19 protein-coding genes are annotated in these 17,188 nt (G+C 30.0%); 16 read left to right on the top strand and 3 right to left on the bottom strand.

The features are described 5' to 3' along the window. Nucleotides 1-67 precede the first annotated feature (67 nt). The 4 genes from BW723_RS05620 to BW723_RS05635 all read left to right on the top strand — a co-directional run bounded on the left by BW723_RS05620 (nucleotide 68) and on the right by BW723_RS05635 (nucleotide 4,281). The gene (locus tag BW723_RS05620) at nucleotides 68-688 is read left to right on the top strand and encodes a DUF6973 domain-containing protein (RefSeq protein ID WP_068361070.1); all 621 of its coding nucleotides are present in this window, start codon (nucleotides 68-70) and stop codon (nucleotides 686-688) included. Between the two features lie 141 nt (nucleotides 689-829). After that, entirely contained in the window at nucleotides 830-1,507 is a 678-nt protein-coding gene (locus BW723_RS05625; protein WP_068361067.1) for a succinate dehydrogenase cytochrome b subunit, read from the top strand. A 12-nt stretch (nucleotides 1,508-1,519) separates the two neighbouring features. After that, nucleotides 1,520-3,532 (top strand): fumarate reductase/succinate dehydrogenase flavoprotein subunit, encoded by a 2,013-nt coding sequence (locus tag BW723_RS05630; protein ID WP_068361064.1) that lies wholly within the window; start codon nucleotides 1,520-1,522, stop codon nucleotides 3,530-3,532. Nucleotides 3,533-3,540: 8 nt separating this feature from the next. Then, nucleotides 3,541-4,281 carry a succinate dehydrogenase/fumarate reductase iron-sulfur subunit gene (locus BW723_RS05635; protein ID WP_068361059.1) on the top strand — a complete coding sequence of 247 codons (741 nt, stop codon included), beginning with the start codon at nucleotides 3,541-3,543 and terminating at the stop codon, nucleotides 4,279-4,281. A gap of 110 nt (nucleotides 4,282-4,391) precedes the next feature. Here BW723_RS05635 and BW723_RS05640 read toward each other — a convergent pair whose 3' ends face one another. After that, nucleotides 4,392-4,691 carry a helix-turn-helix domain-containing protein gene (locus BW723_RS05640; protein ID WP_227431568.1) on the bottom strand — a complete coding sequence of 100 codons (300 nt, stop codon included), beginning with the start codon at nucleotides 4,689-4,691 and terminating at the stop codon, nucleotides 4,392-4,394. Between the two features lie 266 nt (nucleotides 4,692-4,957). Between BW723_RS05640 and BW723_RS05645 the strand changes: the two genes are divergently transcribed. The 7 genes from BW723_RS05645 (at nucleotide 4,958) to BW723_RS05670 (ending at nucleotide 11,431) form a co-directional block, all read left to right on the top strand. After that, nucleotides 4,958-5,680: a GLPGLI family protein gene (locus BW723_RS05645; RefSeq protein ID WP_068361026.1), complete on the top strand. Its 723-nt coding sequence runs from the start codon at nucleotides 4,958-4,960 to the stop codon at nucleotides 5,678-5,680. Between the two features lie 225 nt (nucleotides 5,681-5,905). Further along, nucleotides 5,906-6,169 carry a hypothetical protein gene (locus BW723_RS05650; RefSeq protein ID WP_068361020.1) on the top strand — a complete coding sequence of 88 codons (264 nt, stop codon included), beginning with the start codon at nucleotides 5,906-5,908 and terminating at the stop codon, nucleotides 6,167-6,169. A 61-nt stretch (nucleotides 6,170-6,230) separates the two neighbouring features. Next, nucleotides 6,231-6,947 carry a GLPGLI family protein gene (locus tag BW723_RS05655; protein WP_068361017.1) on the top strand — a complete coding sequence of 239 codons (717 nt, stop codon included), beginning with the start codon at nucleotides 6,231-6,233 and terminating at the stop codon, nucleotides 6,945-6,947. A 148-nt stretch (nucleotides 6,948-7,095) separates the two neighbouring features. Continuing rightward, nucleotides 7,096-7,254 (top strand): hypothetical protein, encoded by a 159-nt coding sequence (locus tag BW723_RS17680; protein WP_157578331.1) that lies wholly within the window; start codon nucleotides 7,096-7,098, stop codon nucleotides 7,252-7,254. Nucleotides 7,255-7,265: 11 nt separating this feature from the next. After that, the gene (locus tag BW723_RS05660; protein ID WP_068361014.1) at nucleotides 7,266-7,985 is read left to right on the top strand and encodes a GLPGLI family protein; all 720 of its coding nucleotides are present in this window, start codon (nucleotides 7,266-7,268) and stop codon (nucleotides 7,983-7,985) included. A gap of 58 nt (nucleotides 7,986-8,043) precedes the next feature. Then, nucleotides 8,044-8,772, top strand: a complete 729-nt coding sequence (locus BW723_RS05665) for a GLPGLI family protein (protein ID WP_068361008.1) — start codon at nucleotides 8,044-8,046, stop codon at nucleotides 8,770-8,772. Nucleotides 8,773-8,782: 10 nt separating this feature from the next. Further along, nucleotides 8,783-11,431: a carboxypeptidase-like regulatory domain-containing protein gene (locus BW723_RS05670; protein WP_068361005.1), complete on the top strand. Its 2,649-nt coding sequence runs from the start codon at nucleotides 8,783-8,785 to the stop codon at nucleotides 11,429-11,431. 73 nt (nucleotides 11,432-11,504) lie between these two features. Here BW723_RS05670 and BW723_RS05675 read toward each other — a convergent pair whose 3' ends face one another. Continuing rightward, nucleotides 11,505-12,140: a ribonuclease H1 domain-containing protein gene (locus tag BW723_RS05675; protein WP_068361002.1), complete on the bottom strand. Its 636-nt coding sequence runs from the start codon at nucleotides 12,138-12,140 to the stop codon at nucleotides 11,505-11,507. Continuing rightward, nucleotides 12,133-12,705, bottom strand: a complete 573-nt coding sequence (purN, locus tag BW723_RS05680) for a phosphoribosylglycinamide formyltransferase (protein ID WP_068360997.1) — start codon at nucleotides 12,703-12,705, stop codon at nucleotides 12,133-12,135. Before purN ends, BW723_RS05675 begins: the two co-directional genes overlap by 8 nt. A 172-nt stretch (nucleotides 12,706-12,877) precedes the next feature. Here purN and BW723_RS05685 point away from each other — a divergent pair, with 172 nt between their 5' ends. The 5 genes from BW723_RS05685 (at nucleotide 12,878) to pyk (ending at nucleotide 17,121) form a co-directional block, all read left to right on the top strand. Then, nucleotides 12,878-13,114 (top strand): acyl carrier protein, encoded by a 237-nt coding sequence (locus BW723_RS05685; RefSeq protein WP_004569249.1) that lies wholly within the window; start codon nucleotides 12,878-12,880, stop codon nucleotides 13,112-13,114. Nucleotides 13,115-13,121: 7 nt separating this feature from the next. Next, nucleotides 13,122-14,375, top strand: a complete 1,254-nt coding sequence (gene fabF, locus BW723_RS05690; protein WP_068360991.1) for a beta-ketoacyl-ACP synthase II — start codon at nucleotides 13,122-13,124, stop codon at nucleotides 14,373-14,375. Between the two features lie 8 nt (nucleotides 14,376-14,383). Beyond that, complete coding sequence (rnc, locus tag BW723_RS05695) at nucleotides 14,384-15,127, top strand: ribonuclease III (RefSeq protein WP_068361052.1); 744 nt, start codon at nucleotides 14,384-14,386, stop codon at nucleotides 15,125-15,127. A gap of 93 nt (nucleotides 15,128-15,220) precedes the next feature. Further along, a complete protein-coding gene (locus tag BW723_RS05700; protein WP_068360988.1) occupies nucleotides 15,221-15,688 on the top strand; it encodes an IPExxxVDY family protein in 468 nt (155 codons plus the stop codon). Between the two features lie 5 nt (nucleotides 15,689-15,693). Beyond that, nucleotides 15,694-17,121, top strand: coding sequence for a pyruvate kinase (pyk, locus tag BW723_RS05705; RefSeq protein ID WP_068360984.1), 1,428 nt, complete (start codon nucleotides 15,694-15,696; stop codon nucleotides 17,119-17,121). Nucleotides 17,122-17,188: the final 67 nt, after the last annotated feature.

Here is a 17,188-nt window from a genome sequence, read left to right on the forward strand (position 1 = left end):
TTTTTAAAATAGCTATTTTACAAACCTCACAGATTTTATTATTTGTGAGGTTTTATATATTTGAATTATGAAGACTTCTCTAATTTCTTTTTGTCTGTTTTTAGCTATTTCAATAAATGCACAATCTAATTTTAATAGGTTTTTAAAGCTTTCTAAACCTTTAAAGAGTTGGGTTGCATTACATCCTTTTAAAGCAAAAAAAGCCTTATTAATTTCAGAAGAAACCATAAGAATTTCAGATTCTATTGCTAAAACAGATTTATTAGATGGTGATGCTTCTGGTGGACAAGTAGATGCTTTTAGGCACGCATTTTGGATGGCAAGATTGCACCAAGAAATTGGTAAATCTGCAGCTAAAGCCTTAGGAAAAGCGCATGAAAAAGAAAACTACCTAACTTTTAAAAAGAATAAACTGGAAGATGGTTTTGTACCAGATAAAATATCTTCAGAAATGGACTTATGGAATAATGAACAAGGTCTAAAATTGATTGTAAAAGGAAGTGAAACCTCTAAAAATGGATTAATTTTTAGAGTGGTTAACGCAATTTTAGCGGGTAAAATGAAAATCATCAAAAAAGATAAAAAAGGTAATTTTTTAAGTTGTAAAGGTGATGTTATTTCTACAGAAGATTTAAAAGGAAAATGGAAGAATAATAAATGTTTGGTATTATCAAACAGTAAAAATTAAAAACATAATTAATCTTTTTTGTTAAACGTTTAAACAAGTTATTTAAAATTATTCTAAATACATATGAAAACGTTTTAATTTCTTTGCTATCCATTTGTTTAAGACGTATTTTTGTAGGCACAATTTTTAACTAACTACACAATGAGCGGATTTTTCAAATCTTCAATTGGAAGGAAAGTAGCAATGGCGCTTTCTGCTTTCTTCCTCATGTTTTTCTTAATAATGCATTTATCAGTAAATTTATTATCACTCTTTAGTGAAGATGCATTTAATACTGCTTCCCATTTTATGGGAACAAATCCTTTAGTGCAATTTGCATTACAGCCTGTTTTAATATTGGGTGTTGTTTTTCATTTTGTAATGGGTTTTATTTTAGAACTTAAAAATAGAAAAGCACAGGGTGTTGCTTATGCTAAAAACAACGGAGCAGCAAATTCTACTTGGATGAGTAGAAATATGATTTACAGCGGAATTGCAATTCTTGCTTTTATCATTTTACACTTCATCGATTTTTGGATTCCAGAATTAAACACAAAATATGTTGTGGGAGATATGTCTGGTTTACATGATGGTAGTTTTAGATATTACCATGAATTGGTAGAAAAATTCCATAATCCACTAAGAGTTGCGGCTTATGTAATTGCTTTTGTTTTCTTAGGCTTACATTTAGCGCACGGTTTTACTTCTGCTTTCCAATCTATGGGAGCAACAGCAGGACGTAAAAAAGCATTACAAAACTTTGGTAAAGCGTATTCAATTATTATTCCTTTAGGATTTATAATTATCGCTTTATATCATCATTTATTTAATAACCATTAATCTTAAATAACAATGGCTTTAGATTCAAGAGTACCTCAAGGTCCAATTAAAGATAAATGGACAGATTATAAAAACAAAATTAATTTAGTAAACCCAGCCAACAAACGTCATATAGACATTATAGTTGTAGGTACAGGTTTAGCAGGTGGTTCTGCTGCTGCAACTTTAGCAGAGTTAGGCTACAACGTAAAAGCATTTGCTTATCAAGATTCTCCAAGAAGAGCGCATTCAATTGCAGCCCAAGGAGGTATTAATGCAGCAAAAAACTATCAAGGAGATGGTGATTCTACTTACAGATTATTTTATGATACTGTAAAAGGAGGAGATTACAGATCTCGTGAAGCAAACGTATATCGTTTAGCAGAAGTTTCTGCAAATATTATAGATCAATGTGTGGCACAAGGTGTACCTTTTGCACGTGATTATGGTGGTTTATTAGACAACCGTTCTTTTGGTGGAGTTTTAGTTTCTAGAACTTTTTATGCAAAAGGGCAAACAGGTCAGCAATTATTATTAGGTGCATATTCTGCAATGAACAGACAAATTGCACGTGGTAAAATAGAAATGTTTAACAGACATGAAATGTTAGATGTTGTTTTGGTTGATGGTAAAGCAAGAGGAATTATAACTCGTAACTTAATTACAGGAGAAATTGAGCGCCATTCAGCACACGCAGTGGTTATTGCTTCTGGTGGTTATGGTAACGTATATTTCTTATCTACCAATGCAATGGGTTCTAATGTTACTGCTGGATGGAAAATCCACAAAAAAGGAGCATATTTTGCAAATCCTTGTTATACGCAAATTCATCCAACATGTATTCCACGTTCAGGAGATTATCAATCAAAATTAACGTTGATGTCAGAATCTTTACGTAACGATGGTCGTATTTGGGTTCCTAAAAATATGGAAGATGTTTTAGCCATAAGAGAAGGAAAGAAAAAACCTACAGATTTATCTGAAGACGAAAGAGATTATTATTTAGAAAGACGTTATCCAGCTTTTGGTAACTTAGTACCAAGAGATGTTGCTTCTAGAGCTGCAAAAGAAAGATGTGATGCTGGTTATGGAGTTAATGCAACAGGAGAAGCTGTTTATTTAGATTTTGCTGCTGCCATAGATCGTTATGGAAAAGAGCAAGCTAAAATACATAATATAGAAAATGCATCTGCTGCAAAAATTTACGAATTAGGGCAAGCAATTGTAGAAGCTAAATATGGTAACTTATTCCAGATGTACGAAAAAATCGTAGATCAAAACCCATACGAAACTCCAATGATGATTTATCCAGCAGTACACTATACAATGGGTGGTGTTTGGGTTGATTATAACCTAATGACAACTATTCCTGGATGCTATTGTATTGGTGAGGCTAACTTCTCAGATCATGGTGCAAATAGATTAGGAGCATCTGCATTAATGCAAGGTTTAGCAGATGGTTATTTTGTACTGCCTTATACTATTGGAGATTATTTAGCCGATGATATTAGAACAGGAAAAATATCAACAGAAACTCCAGAGTTTGAAGCTGCAGAAAAAGAAGTAAAAGAAAGAATAGAATTCTTTGTAAATAACGAAGGAACAAATTCTGTAGATTATTACCACAAAAAATTAGGAAAAATTATGTGGGATAAATGTGGAATGTCTAGAAACGAAAAAGGATTAAAAGAAGCCATAGAAGAAATTTCTCAATTAAGAAAAGACTTCTGGAAAAATGTTTCTGTTCCTGGTGGAAGTGAAGAATATAATGAAGAATTGGCAAAAGCAGGTAGAGTTGCAGATTTCTTAGAGTTAGGAGAGTTGTTTGCAAAAGATGCTTTGGTAAGAGAAGAATCTTGTGGAGGACACTTTAGAGAAGAGTCTGCAGAAGAATCTGGTCCACAAAAAGGAGAAGCAAAAAGAGATGACGAAAACTTTGCTTTTGTTTCTGCTTGGGAGTATAAAGGAGAGCCAAAAGAAGCTGTTTTGCATAAAGAAGAATTAGAGTTTAACGATATTGAATTGAAACAACGTTCATATAAATAAAAGACAAGATGAATTTAACACTTAAAATTTGGAGACAAAAAGACTCAAGTTCAAAGGGTCAAATGGTAGATTATAAAGTGACTGATATTTCAGAACATATGTCTTTTTTAGAAATGATAGATGTTTTAAATGAAGGTTTAGTTGCTAAAGGAGAAGAGCCAGTTGCTTTCGATCATGATTGTAGAGAAGGTATTTGTGGTATGTGTTCTATGTATATTAATGGAGAAGCTCATGGACCAGATAGAGGTATTACAACATGTCAATTACACATGCGTATGTTTAATGATGGTGATACAATTACAATAGAGCCATTTAGAGCAGCAGCATTTCCTGTAATTAAAGATTTAGTAGTAGACAGAACTTCTTTCGATAGAATTCAGCATGCAGGTGGTTATATCTCTGTAAATACTTCTGGTAATACACAAGATGCCAACTCAATTCCTATTTCTAAACACGCCGCAGACGAAGCTATGGATGCAGCAACTTGTATTGGTTGTGGTGCTTGTGTAGCAACTTGTAAAAACTCTTCTGCAATGTTATTTGTGGGTGCAAAAGTATCTCAATATGCATTATTACCACAAGGACAAGTAGAAGCTGCAGATCGTGTAAAAAATATGGTAGCTCAAATGGATTTAGAAGGTTTTGGAAACTGTACAAACACTGGTGCTTGTGAGGTAGAATGCCCTAAAGGAATTTCTTTAGACAACATTGCACGTATGAACAGAGAATTAATGAAAGCGTCGATTTAATTATTTTTTAAAGTTACTGTCTGTTCGAGTAATTTTGCTTTTTTGCAAAATTGTATAGAGAACATAAATAAAAAGAAACCCAAAACTAAAATTTAGTTTTGGGTTTCTTTTTATTTAAAATCTTTAAAAAAATCTTCAGCAGAAATTTCTAACTTTTCTAAGATTTCAAGTAAACGGATAGTATCTAATTTTGTTTTACCAGTTTCAACTTTAAAATATCCACTAGGTGATAAATTTAGCAATTCTCCTAGATCCCATTGACTTAAGCCTAATTCTTTTCGTCTTTTAACAACTCGTTTTAAAATAACTTTAGACTTCTTTTTTAGCCTTTCTTTTTCTCTCTCTTTTTCTCTCATTTCAATTTTTGAAATATAAAAATAAGCTAAAAAATTTACTTTTTTACTTTCCATTTTGGCATCCCCATTTATGGGGAGTTGGCTTTCTCCCCATAAATGGGGATGCCAAAACAGCCATTGAATTATTTTTTTTTATAAAAAAACTTTCTCAAATTTGAGCATAAGAAGTTGCTATGAAAAAGAAAAACTTTACAAAAATGTTAGTTATAGCGTTTTTACTTAATTTGTTTCAATAACCATTTAACAATTTCTTTTTACTGTCATTCCTGCGTAAACAGGAATCTAAAAAACCTCCGCTTGCGGAAATAAGAAATACAATAATGAAACGATTAGTTTTTTATTTTCAGATTTTTATTTGCTGTAGTATTTTTTCTCAAAGTGGAGAAATAATTTATTCAGCAGAAACAATACCTATAGACTACGAAAAAAAAATAAACAATGACTCAATTTCTGAAACACAAAAGACGTACTTAAGAACTGTTTTAAAGAAACAGCCAGCTGTATGGTATCAGTTAGTTTTTAATAAAAATGAATCTTTTTTTGAGCAACTAAAGCCAATGGAAATTGAGAGAAGAGGATTTAATTTAACAGTATCAAAAATGGGAAAAGGTGTTTTTTATACCAATACATCTCAAAATCGAATCTTACATCAAAAAGAATTTAATGGTCAAGAATTTTTGATAGCCATAACAACTTATAAATGGAAACTAACTCAAGAAAAAAAACAAATTGGCAAGTATACCTGTTATAAAGCAACTACTAGCAAATTTGTTGAGGGAAGAAATGGAAAAATGGAAAGAAAAGTAATTGCTTGGTACACAAATGAAATCCCTTTTAATTTTGGGCCAAAAGACTACAATGGTTTACCTGGTTTAATTTTAGAACTACAAGAAGATATTTTGCTGTTAAAAGCTTCTAAAATATCATTAAACCCAAAAAAGGAAAAGATTATAAACCAGCCAAGCCAAGGAGAAAAAGTAACATTAAAAGAATATAATGCTATTGTAAAAGAAATGTATTACAGTCGTCGTAAAAGAAACTAAAAAAACCTCCGCTTGCGGAAATAAGAAATATAAAAATCTTGCAAATAAATGTATCACTTAAAACAAATGCTTATGTAAATAAACAATAACAAACAGAGGAAGTGTTGCAAAAGTAATGCTTTTTCTACCAATTTTTTAGAGAATTTTAATTTGGTTTACTCAACTAAAAACTCAAATAATAATTAGTGAATTAACCTTTTAAAATAGGTTTTAAATTTTAGAAAAATGAAAAAATTAATATTAAGTTTAGTATTTGTATTAGTAACAGGAACAAGTTTTATGAATGCAATATCTACTAATGATGAAATTTTACCAACAACAAAAGAAGCTATTGAAGTAGTGGAAGAGTTTGGTTGTGCAAGTGATTGCACAAGATCAACAAGAGCTGAATTTCTTGAAGCAGCTGAAGTTTTAGGTGTAGATCCTAACGAACATATAGATCAATATATAGCAAATTATACAGCTTGTTACAACGATTGTATAGGATAAATTATAAATATATATAACCTTGCCAAATTTATTTGGTAAGGTTTAATAACATACAACACTAATGAAAAATTTCCTATTATCTTTAATTTTTATTTTATTTACCTTCTCTATTAAATGTCAAACCTTTTCTGGCAAAGTTACTTACGAAGTAAAATTAACATTTACAAAAGAAAATTTGAAACAAATGGAGTTAAATAATAATAAAGCTACAAATACTATGCGAAAAGTATTACAAAACTCTACAGATACAAATGTGCTTTTAAAATTTACTTCAAACCAATCACATTATGAAGTGATTAAAAAACTTGAAATTAATGATAGAAAGCCATTAAATATGACATACTCTATAGCTGGTGGAAGCAAACAATATATTACAGACTTAATTGTAAATAAAAATACAATGAAAGAGTGCGAATTATTAGAAGAATGTTTCTTAATAGAACAGCCAGTTTTAAAATGGGAACTCACTCAAGAAACAAAATTAATTGGTGGCTATTTATGTTACAAAGCAATCAATACAAGTTCTAAAAACAAGAAAAAAAAACCAATTGCTTGGTATTCACCAAAAATACCTGCAAGTTTTGGACCTAAACATTATTTTGGTTTACCTGGTTTAATTTTAGAACTAGAAGAAACTGCAGTAGTTTTTAAAGTAAAAGAAATTATTTTAAATCCTAAAGAAAAAGTAAAAGTTATTGTTAAAGAAGGCACTAAAATTTCACAAGAAGAATACAACAAGAAATTAAAAAAGGCATATACTCAATTCTATGAAAATTAAGAATTTTAAAAAATGAAACCCACCAAAGTTTAATTCGTTTTTAAAAGAAAATAATTATATAAAAAAAAACTTCTTTATCTTCCTATTAACCTTTTCAATAAACTCCTATACTCAAAATATTACAGGCAAAGTAACCTATACTGTTTCTATGGAAGCTTTTAGTGAAAAGAAATTAGATTCTGTTATTAAAACTACAACTAAAAACAAAAAAGCAAATAGTTTTATAAAAGAAATGTTCAAAAATACTGATGATGTAAATGCGAATTTAACTTTTACAAATAAAGAGTCACTTTATAGAATAAGATAATTTACAAAACGATGGGAAAATCAATAATAATAATTTTATTTCTACTTCTTTTTAAATTCAGTTTTAGTCAAAACGGCTCTGGGATTATAAAATACGACGTTAGCTTAAATTTTACATTACAAGACATTGAAAAAGAAGAAAAGAAACAAAATAAAAGGCTCACTACAATGAGAGAACTTATTTCTAATGCTAGAAGTTGTGAAGTTGTACTTACCTATTCTTCTACTTATGCTTCTTCATCTATTACTAAAAGAATGAAAATAAGAGAGCAAAATAATAAGTTGGATATTATTTATTCTAGAGCAGGAAGAGAGAAAAAGTTTTTTACAGAATTAATTACGAAATCTAGTATAATTCAAGAATGTAAATTATTAGAAAAATGTTTCCTAATAGAACAGCCAATTTTAAAATGGGATCTTACACAAGAAACAAAATTAGTTGGCGGTTATATTTGTTACAAAGCAATTAATATAAGTTCTAAAAACAAGAAAAAAAAGCCAGTTGCTTGGTATATGCCTCAAATACCTGCAAGTTTTGGACCTAAACACTATTTTGGTTTACCTGGTTTAATTTTAGAACTAGAAGAAACTGCAGTAGTTTTTAAAGTAAAAGAAATTATTTTAAATCCTAAAGAAGAAGTAAAAATTATTGTTAAAGAAGGCACTAAAATTTCACAAGAAGATTACAACAAGAAATTAAAAAAGGCATTTACTCAATTTTATGAGAATTAAGTGTTTTAAATAATGAAACCCACCAAAATGTAATTCGTTCTTAAAAGAAAACATCGAGATGAAAAATTACTTTTTTACTTTATTATTAGTTATTTCTTTAAATGGATTTTCTCAAAAAATCAGTGGAAAAGTAACGTATGTAGTTTCAATGGAATCTTACACAAAAGAGAAAATAGATTCTATAGCTAAAAACTTAAAAACTAAAAATGTAAAAATGGACAAATGGATGAGAGATATTTTGGAAAACACTCCAGATGTAAAAGCATTTTTAGAATTCAACAATACTGAATCTTTATATTTTGTAGAAGATAAAATGCAAAATGATGGCAAACCAACCTATAACGTAAACAGAACTTCTGCTGGTGGAAATGATAAGTATTACAAAAACACCAAAACAGGAGAATATTTTAAAGAAAATAGCACTTTTGGTGAATTATTACTCATAGAAATTGACACTAAAAAATGGGAAATAACACAAGAATCTAAAAAGATAGGAAACTACTTGTGTTATAAAGCCATAGATATTGCCTCTACAAATAGAAAAATGAAACCTGTAGTTTGGTTTACACCAGAAATACCTGTCAGTTTTGGACCTCTAAAATTTAATGGTTTGCCTGGCTTGGTTATTTTGGTAGAAATGTCAAAAAGAACAATTAGTGCATCAGAAATAATTTTAAATCCAAAAGATAAAATTATCATTAATAAACCAACAAAAGGCGATAAAATTACTGCTGAAGAAGCTAGACAAAGAGGAGCTGCTATGTGGAAAAAAATAGAAAAACAATAAGTTATCATTTATGAAAAAGAAACTCCTAATTATTTTTGTACTTACAATTTCGTGTTTTAGTTATTCCCAAAAAGTGACGTTAACAGGTTTTGTAAAAGACAGCTTACAAAATCCTTTACCTTATGCCAATGTAATTTCAAAACCTAAAGACGTTTCTAAAAATTTGCAATTTGCTATTACCGATAACGAAGGGTATTATAAACTCATTTTACAAAAAGGTGATACGATAACTATTAGTATTTCTTATTTGGGTTACAAACCTTTAGATTATGAGTTTGTTGCATTAAAAGACACTAAAAAAGATTTTATTTTACAACAAGCTTCAGAGCAATTAGATGAGGTAATAATTGAAATGCCAGTTACTGTAAGAGGAGATACCACTACTTACAAAACCAGTAAATTTATAGACGGTTCAGAGCGCAAATTAAAAAATGTGTTAAAAAAGCTACCAGGAGTTGAGGTAGATAAAAATGGCGGAGTTACAGTGCAAGGTAAAAAAGTAACCAAAATGTTAGTAGATGGCAAAAAATTTTTTGGTGGTAATTCTAAGTTAGCAGTAGAAAATATTCCAGCTGATGCTGTGGGTAATGTAGAGGTTATTGATAATTACAACGAAGTTTCCTTTTTAAAAGGTTTGTCAGATTCAGATGAAATGGCAATGAACATCAAACTAAAAGAAGATAAAAAACGCTTTATTTTTGGTGATATAGAAGCTGGTAAAGGCAATAAAGATTTTTACAAAGCAAGTGCCAATTTGTTTTATTATTCGCCCAAAACCAACGTTAATTTTATTGGTAACATCAATAACATTGGCGAAAAAACATTCACCTTCAGCGATTATCTAAGTTTTTCTGGAGGTGTAAATGCCATTTTTAATGGTAATTTTAGTAGGAAAGGTGGCGACTTTTCTCAGTTTATGCAAAGTAATGATATGTTGAGTAGTCAACATAAATTTGGAGCTTTAAACATAACCAAAGTAGCCACAAAAAAATTAGATGTTTCAGGTTATGCCATTTTTTCTAATTCAGAAACTGCAAGTTTAATTGAAAATTTAAATGAATACACTACGTTTTCAGAAAAAAGAACCAACACAACAAATGCAGATAACCTTTTAGGTATTGGTAATTTAAATTTAGAATACAACCCTAATTCTAAAGAAAAATGGTATGCTAGAAGTCAAGTAAAAAGAACCAATAATACCAATAACAATAGTTTAATTTCTTTAATTGATGGCAATACTAATACTATAAATACAGATAGAGATTTAACAGCAACTTACATCAACCAAAATATAGAATGGCATAAAAGGCAAAATGATAAACACACGTTTTCTTCTGTTTTTAATTATGTGTTTGATAAAAGTGATAAAACTACTTTTTGGGACACACAAGATCCTATTTTACAAGGTTTAATTCCTGCTGATAATAGCCAAGCATTATTAAGAATTCATCAATTAAAAAACACCCAAGAACAAAATATTGACGCTGTTTTTAAACATTTCTGGGAAATAAATAATAGCAATCACATTTACACAACCTTAGGAAATAAGTTTTTAAATGAAGATTTTTTTACTGAAGATGTTCAAATTTTAGATGATAACTCTGTAAATAATTTCGCCAATGGCGGATTTGGAAATGACATCAACTTTAAATTAAATGATTTATTTTTAGGTGTGCATTACAAATTTAGAACAGGTATTTTTACCTTAAAACAAGGAGTTTATGCCCATAATTATGCTTGGCAAACCAACCAAAGCCCTACAATTGATAAAAACAAATGGGTTGTTTTACCCGATTTTTTAGCAAAAATTGAGTTTAATAAATCAAAACAAATCACCATAAATTACAATTTAAAAACGTCTTTTTCTGATGCCAGTAAATTTGCCAATCGTTTTTATTTACAATCGTATAATTCAGTTTTTAGAGGAAATGAAAATATAGAAAACAACTTATATCATTCTGCAAGAATTTACTACAGCAGGTTTAGTTTGTATAGAGGCTTAATGTTATTTACTTCTTTAAATTATAACAAACAAATAAGAGGAGTTAGAAGCACAGTCGATTTTAATGATATTAACCAATTTTTAACCGTAAAAATGTTCGAGTTTCCATCAGAAGATTGGCGAGGAAATATCCATTTAGAAAAAAGTATTCATAAGTTTAAATATAAGTTCGATGTTGGTTTTAACAACTCAAAATACATTCAAGAAGTAAACAATAACATTCAAAACAATACAAATAACAATTACGATTATGAGTTGGGTATAGAAACGTTGTTTGATGATTTCCCTACCATAGAAATTGGTTTTAAACAAGCTATTGGTAATTTTACAGCGAGTACAAATACATCAAAATTTATAACTACTGAGCCTTTTGTAACAATCGATTATAATTTTTTAGAAAATTTTATTTTTAATTTCGATTATAGAAAAAGCAATTATCAAAACAAAACATTAGGGCAAAAAAACACTTACGAAATTGCAAATGCTACACTTTCTTATAAAAACGAAAACTCAGCTTGGTCTTATAAGATCATGGCTCAAAACCTATTAAATGCAAAGTTTAAACAAAGCAATAGTTTTTCAGATTATTTAATATCAGACACCAAAACTTTTATTTTACCAAGAATTGTAATGTTAAGTATTGGATATAATTTGTAGGGTTATCTTAGTGTTCAGTCTCAGTTTGCAGTCAGAAAGGAACTGAATACTGCTACTGCCAACTGCGTACTTTTTACTTCCTCCCAAAATCTGCAGGAATTTCTCCCCAAGCTTTGGTTTCCCATTTTAAAATAGGGTTTTTAAAAGAGTTGTTTTTAAGCCAATTTTCTGCTCTTTTTATCAGTTCTAATAAATCTTTGTTAGCAGCATCAAAATGAAGATTGGTTTTGCATTTTTTTTGACGAACCCAACTCATTGCAATTTTAGAATCAGAATAAATAGGAATATCTTCTTTATTTTTACTTTTTAAAAGTGCAATTCCGTGTACTAAAGCTAAAAACTCACCAATATTATTTGTTCCTTTTTGGTAAGGTCCTTTTCTAAAAATTTCTTTTTTACTATGTGTAAAAACACCTCTATATTCCATTTTACCAGGATTCCCAGCACAAGCAGCATCCACAGCAATACTTTCTAAAATTGGCGAACCAAACTTGGCTTTTTCAGAAGAAGATAAAGTCAGTTTTTTAGTGTTTTTACCTTTATAATCGTCATATTTTCCTTCGGATGCTTTTTCGGCTTCGTCTAAATCAGCAAAAGATTTGTATTGGGCCCCATCAAAACCATCAATTTGTGCTTTACAAACTTTCCAAGAAGTAAAAACGCCAGTTTTTCTTCCTTTCCAAACTACATAAAACTTTTTTTTAGGCATTTGTAGATAAAATAACTTCTTCTATTACTTTAGGAAAATACTTTTGCTCTAAAATATGGATCTTTTCTGCAATAGTTTCTGGAGTATCTGTATCATTTAAGGCTGTTTTTGCCTGAAAAATGATAGCACCTTCATCATAATTTGCATTTACATAATGAATTGTAATACCAGTTTCTGTTTCTTTATTTGCGGCAACAGCTTTATGAACATTCATTCCATACATCCCTTTTCCACCATAATTTGGCAATAATGCTGGGTGAATATTTATAATTTTCTCAGGAAAAGCATCGATAATTTTCTCAGGAATTTTCCATAAAAAACCAGCCAAAACAATAAAATCTGCTTCCTCTTTTAAAATATTAAGAATATAATCCGAAGAAAAGAATTCTTCCTTTTTAAAGTGTAAAGAATTAGTATTTAATATTTTACATCTTTCAAAAACCTTGGCACGCTCATTGTTACATAACACTTTAGTAACCTTAGCGGTTTTAGTATGATTAAAAAACTTTATAATGTTTTCTGCGTTCGTTCCAGAACCAGAAGCAAAAACAACAATACGCTTCATAACTACATTTCTAAGCTACAAAAAAAAGAATAAATATTAACAAATTGATTATTTTTAAGGGAGATTAATTTTTTTTCTTTACTTTTAGTAATCATTTTTCGGGCAAATATTAGTTATAAATATAAAGATTTGTATTTTTGCGCCGATTTAAATTTTAAAAAACAAAAAAATTATGTCAGACATTGCATCAAGAGTAAAAGCTATTATCGTAGACAAATTAGGAGTAGACGATAACGAAGTAACAACAGAAGCTAGCTTCACAAATGATTTAGGAGCAGATTCTTTAGATACTGTTGAGTTAATTATGGAATTCGAAAAAGAATTCGATATTCAAATTCCAGACGATCAAGCAGAAAACATTGGTACTGTAGGTCAAGCAGTTAGCTATATAGAAGAAGCAAAAAAGTAATATTTATATGCAATTAAAACGAGTTGTAGTAACTGGACTTGGCGCATTAACGCCAATTGGTAATAATATTGAAGAATATTGGAACGCTTTAATTAACGGAGTTAGTGGAGCAGCACCTATCACACACTTTGATGCTGCCAAGTTCAAGACTCGTTTTGCATGTGAATTAAAGGGTTTCAAGGTCAATGATTTTATTGATAGAAAAGAAGCTCGAAGAATGGATAAATTTACGCAGTATGCAGTTGTAGCGTCAGATGAAGCTATTTTGGATGCTGATTTAGATTTAGATAAAATTAACAAATTACGTGTTGGCGTAATTTGGGGAGCAGGAATTGGAGGTTTAGAAACTTTTCAAAATGAGGCAATGAATTTTGGAGCTGGAGATGGCACACCAAGATTTAATCCTTTCTTTATCCCAAAAATGATTGCAGATATTGCTCCAGGACATATTTCTATTAAAAATGGATTTATGGGGCCAAATTATACTACGGTTTCTGCATGTGCATCTTCTGCAAACGCAATGATAGATGCTTTAAACTACATTAGATTAGGACACTGTGATATTATTGTAACTGGTGGTTCAGAAGCTGCTGTTACACAAGCTGGTGTTGGTGGTTTTAATGCTATGAAAGCATTATCTGAAAGAAATGATGATTATAAAACTGCTTCTAGACCTTTCGATGCAGAACGAGATGGTTTTGTTTTAGGTGAAGGTGCAGGTGCTATTATTTTAGAAGAATACGAACACGCAAAAGCAAGAGGTGCCAAAATTTATGCAGAAGTAATAGGTGGTGGTATGTCTTCAGATGCTTATCATATGACAGCTCCTCATCCAGAAGGAATTGGTGTTATTGCAGTAATGAAAAACTGTTTAGAAAATGCTGGCATAAATCCAGAAGAAGTAGATCATATCAATACACACGGTACTTCTACTCCTTTAGGAGATGTTGCAGAATTAAAAGCAATTTCAGAAGTTTTTGGAGATCATGCCAAAAACATCAATATAAATTCTACAAAATCTATGACTGGGCACTTACTAGGTGCTGCAGGTGCAATAGAATCTATAGCTTCTATTTTAGCTATGGAAAACGGAGTTATACCTCCTACAATAAATCATGCTAATGTAGATGAGAATATTAATCCAGAATTAAATCTTACGCTAAATAAAGCTCAGAAAAGAGACATTAAAGTAGCAATGAGTAATACTTTTGGTTTTGGTGGTCATAATGCTTGTGTAGCTTTTAAGAAGTTGGTGGAATAAAAATGAAGATTAATTTAATTCGAAAAATAGTTAGAAGGCCTCCTAAATCTAAAGAAGATAGGGCTTTGTACTACGAATTAAAAGAATTGTTAAATTTTTCTCCAAGAAGTATAAATAAGTATAAAAAAGCATTTACACATAGGTCCGTTCAATTATCAGATGAAAAAGGCAATCCAATAAACTACGAACGATTAGAGTTTTTGGGTGATTCTATTTTAGGTTCTGTAATTGCAGCATATCTTTATAAAAAAGTACCAACAGGTTCAGAAGGTTATTTAACTCAAATGCGCTCTAAAATAGTAAGTAGAGAGCATTTAAATGAGTTGGGTAAAGATTTAGATTTAATCCGTTTTATAAACAGCAATGTAGATGAAGCCAATGTTGGCGAAAATATTCATGGAAATATTTTTGAAGCTTTGGTGGGTGCAATTTATTTAGATAAAGGATATAACTTTTCTCAAAGATTTATTTTTGAAAATGTAATTTTACCTTATGTAGACATCGAAAGATTAGAAGGTAAAATAACAAGTTATAAAGGATTAATTATAGAGTGGTGCCAAAAACAAAAGAAAAAGTATAAGTTTGATACTTACGAAGATACAGGTAACGACCCTATAAAACACTTTAGTGTTAGAGTTAGTATAGATGGAGAACAGATTGCAAAAGGTAGAGCTACATCTAAAAAAAAGGCAGAAGAACAAGCCTCAAAAAGAGTATATTACGCTTTCCAGAGCCAGATTTCAGAAGGCTAAATACGATAACGTTTTCGTTAAAATAACATTGAAACTCATAAACAATTAGTAAATTAGCGTTGTAAAAGAAGATAAAAACGTCAGTTTCTATTTATGCAAATTCATTCATTAGGTTCAGATTTATGCGAAGAAGAATATTCTTTAATAGGTATTCATACAGCATTAGAAGATTTTAAGCTTGCCTATTTATTGAATAATAAGCTTGGAACCCGTTTTTATAAATCTAAAGAAGAGTTAAATTTTGAAATAAATGAAAAAGAAACCTCTTTTTCGATATTTAATTTTTCAAATAAAAAATATGACTTTGAGTGGTTTTTAATAGCAAATAGCTCAAAAAGAGAAAATCAGAAAGAATCTAACGAACTTTTATTAACATCAGAAACAAAAACCTATTTAATTCCAGAAAAGAAAAAAGTAGATTTTTTCATTAAAGTTTCTGGTAGTTTACAATACAATTTTGTGGAAGAGATTATAAACAAAATTAAAACAATAGATCAAGTAATTACTTCTTACGCAATAGATAAGAACAAATTAAAATCAAAAGACTTTTTAATATTTTAGAAAATATGGCATACAATAATAAAACCAAAATAGTAGCAACTTTAGGACCCGCAATAGATACTAAAGAAAAAATGAAAGAATTAGCTATAGCTGGTGTAAACGTTTTTAGAATTAACTTTTCTCATGCTGATTATGAGGTTGTAAAACAAAATGTAAATAGAATTAGAGAAATTAATAAAGAAAATGATTTTAATATTGCCATTCTAGGAGATTTACAAGGGCCAAAATTAAGAGTTGGTGTTATGGAAGATGGTGTAGAATTAAAAGATGGAGACACTTTTACTTTTACTACGGATGAATGTATAGGTACTAAAGAAAAAGCTTTTATGACTTACCAACGTTTTCCAAAAGATGTAAAAGCAGGAGAACAAATTTTAGTAGATGATGGTAAATTACTTTTCGAAGTAATCTCTACAAATAAAGACAACGAAGTAGTTGTTAAAGTATTAGTTGGTGGGCCTTTAAAATCTAAAAAAGGGGTTAACTTACCAAATACAGACATTTCTTTGCCTGCTTTAACAGAAAAAGATATGGAAGATGCTGTTTTTGCAATTGGTTTAGAAGTAGATTGGATTGCTTTATCTTTTGTTAGAAATCCAGAAGATTTAAGAATGTTACGCGATTTAATTTCGCAACACTCAGAATATAGAATTCCTGTTATTGCAAAAATTGAAAAGCCAGAAGCCGTTAAAAACTTAGATGCTTTAATACCTTATTGCGATGGTTTAATGGTAGCTCGTGGAGATTTAGGTGTAGAAATACCAATGCAAGATGTACCACTAATTCAAAAGAAATTAGTAAGAAGAGCAAAAAGAGCAAGAATACCTGTAATTATTGCCACTCAAATGATGGAAACAATGATCGAAAATTCTGTACCAACAAGAGCAGAAGTAAACGATGTTGCCAATTCTATTATGGATGGTGCAGATGCAGTAATGCTTTCTGGAGAAACTTCTGTAGGGAAACATCCTTTAAGAGTTATTCAAAAAATGTCTGAAATTATTAGAGCTACAGAAAACTCTAGAATGATAAAAGTGCCACAAGAAGCACCACATATTAGAACTAATAGATTTATTACAAAATCGATTTGTCATCACGCAGCAATGATGGCTAATGATACAGATGCAGCAGCTATTTCTACTTTAACAAATAGTGGTTATACTGCATTTCAAATTTCTTCATGGAGACCTAGAACACACGTTTTAGCGTTTTCTACAGAAAAAAGAATTCTTGGTAAATTAAACTTACTTTGGGGTGTTAAAGCGTATTTTTACGATAAAAACTTAACTACAGATGATACTGTTGTAGATATTAATAACATAGCAAAAGAAAAAGGTTATGTAAAACCTGGCGATTTAATTATCAATTTGGCATCTATGCCAGCAGAAGCAAAAGGTATGGTAAATACACTTAGAGTTTCTGAAATTGAATAAGTTATTTTCAGTTATTTAGTAAAAAAAAGCGTTTTGAATTTTCAAAACGCTTTTTTTTTATGGATAA

The sequence above is a fragment of the Polaribacter reichenbachii genome, from assembly GCF_001975665.1.
GTDB classification, from domain to species: Bacteria; Bacteroidota; Bacteroidia; order Flavobacteriales; family Flavobacteriaceae; genus Polaribacter; species Polaribacter reichenbachii.

What these genes read in the sequence shown, in the direction of transcription:
- BW723_RS05620 (WP_068361070.1), top strand. Translation starts at nt 68, where the DNA reads ATGAAGACTTCTCTAATTTCTTTTTGTCTGTTTTTAGCTATTTCAATA.
- BW723_RS05625 (WP_068361067.1), top strand. Translation starts at nt 830, where the DNA reads ATGAGCGGATTTTTCAAATCTTCAATTGGAAGGAAAGTAGCAATGGCG.
- BW723_RS05630 (WP_068361064.1), top strand. Translation starts at nt 1,520, where the DNA reads ATGGCTTTAGATTCAAGAGTACCTCAAGGTCCAATTAAAGATAAATGG.
- BW723_RS05635 (WP_068361059.1), top strand. Translation starts at nt 3,541, where the DNA reads ATGAATTTAACACTTAAAATTTGGAGACAAAAAGACTCAAGTTCAAAG.
- BW723_RS05640 (WP_227431568.1), bottom strand. Translation starts at nt 4,691, where the DNA reads ATGGAAAGTAAAAAAGTAAATTTTTTAGCTTATTTTTATATTTCAAAA.
- BW723_RS05645 (WP_068361026.1), top strand. Translation starts at nt 4,958, where the DNA reads ATGAAACGATTAGTTTTTTATTTTCAGATTTTTATTTGCTGTAGTATT.
- BW723_RS05650 (WP_068361020.1), top strand. Translation starts at nt 5,906, where the DNA reads ATGAAAAAATTAATATTAAGTTTAGTATTTGTATTAGTAACAGGAACA.
- BW723_RS05655 (WP_068361017.1), top strand. Translation starts at nt 6,231, where the DNA reads ATGAAAAATTTCCTATTATCTTTAATTTTTATTTTATTTACCTTCTCT.
- BW723_RS17680 (WP_157578331.1), top strand. Translation starts at nt 7,096, where the DNA reads ATGGAAGCTTTTAGTGAAAAGAAATTAGATTCTGTTATTAAAACTACA.
- BW723_RS05660 (WP_068361014.1), top strand. Translation starts at nt 7,266, where the DNA reads ATGGGAAAATCAATAATAATAATTTTATTTCTACTTCTTTTTAAATTC.
- BW723_RS05665 (WP_068361008.1), top strand. Translation starts at nt 8,044, where the DNA reads ATGAAAAATTACTTTTTTACTTTATTATTAGTTATTTCTTTAAATGGA.
- BW723_RS05670 (WP_068361005.1), top strand. Translation starts at nt 8,783, where the DNA reads ATGAAAAAGAAACTCCTAATTATTTTTGTACTTACAATTTCGTGTTTT.
- BW723_RS05675 (WP_068361002.1), bottom strand. Translation starts at nt 12,140, where the DNA reads ATGCCTAAAAAAAAGTTTTATGTAGTTTGGAAAGGAAGAAAAACTGGC.
- purN (WP_068360997.1), bottom strand. Translation starts at nt 12,705, where the DNA reads ATGAAGCGTATTGTTGTTTTTGCTTCTGGTTCTGGAACGAACGCAGAA.
- BW723_RS05685 (WP_004569249.1), top strand. Translation starts at nt 12,878, where the DNA reads ATGTCAGACATTGCATCAAGAGTAAAAGCTATTATCGTAGACAAATTA.
- fabF (WP_068360991.1), top strand. Translation starts at nt 13,122, where the DNA reads ATGCAATTAAAACGAGTTGTAGTAACTGGACTTGGCGCATTAACGCCA.
- BW723_RS05700 (WP_068360988.1), top strand. Translation starts at nt 15,221, where the DNA reads ATGCAAATTCATTCATTAGGTTCAGATTTATGCGAAGAAGAATATTCT.
- pyk (WP_068360984.1), top strand. Translation starts at nt 15,694, where the DNA reads ATGGCATACAATAATAAAACCAAAATAGTAGCAACTTTAGGACCCGCA.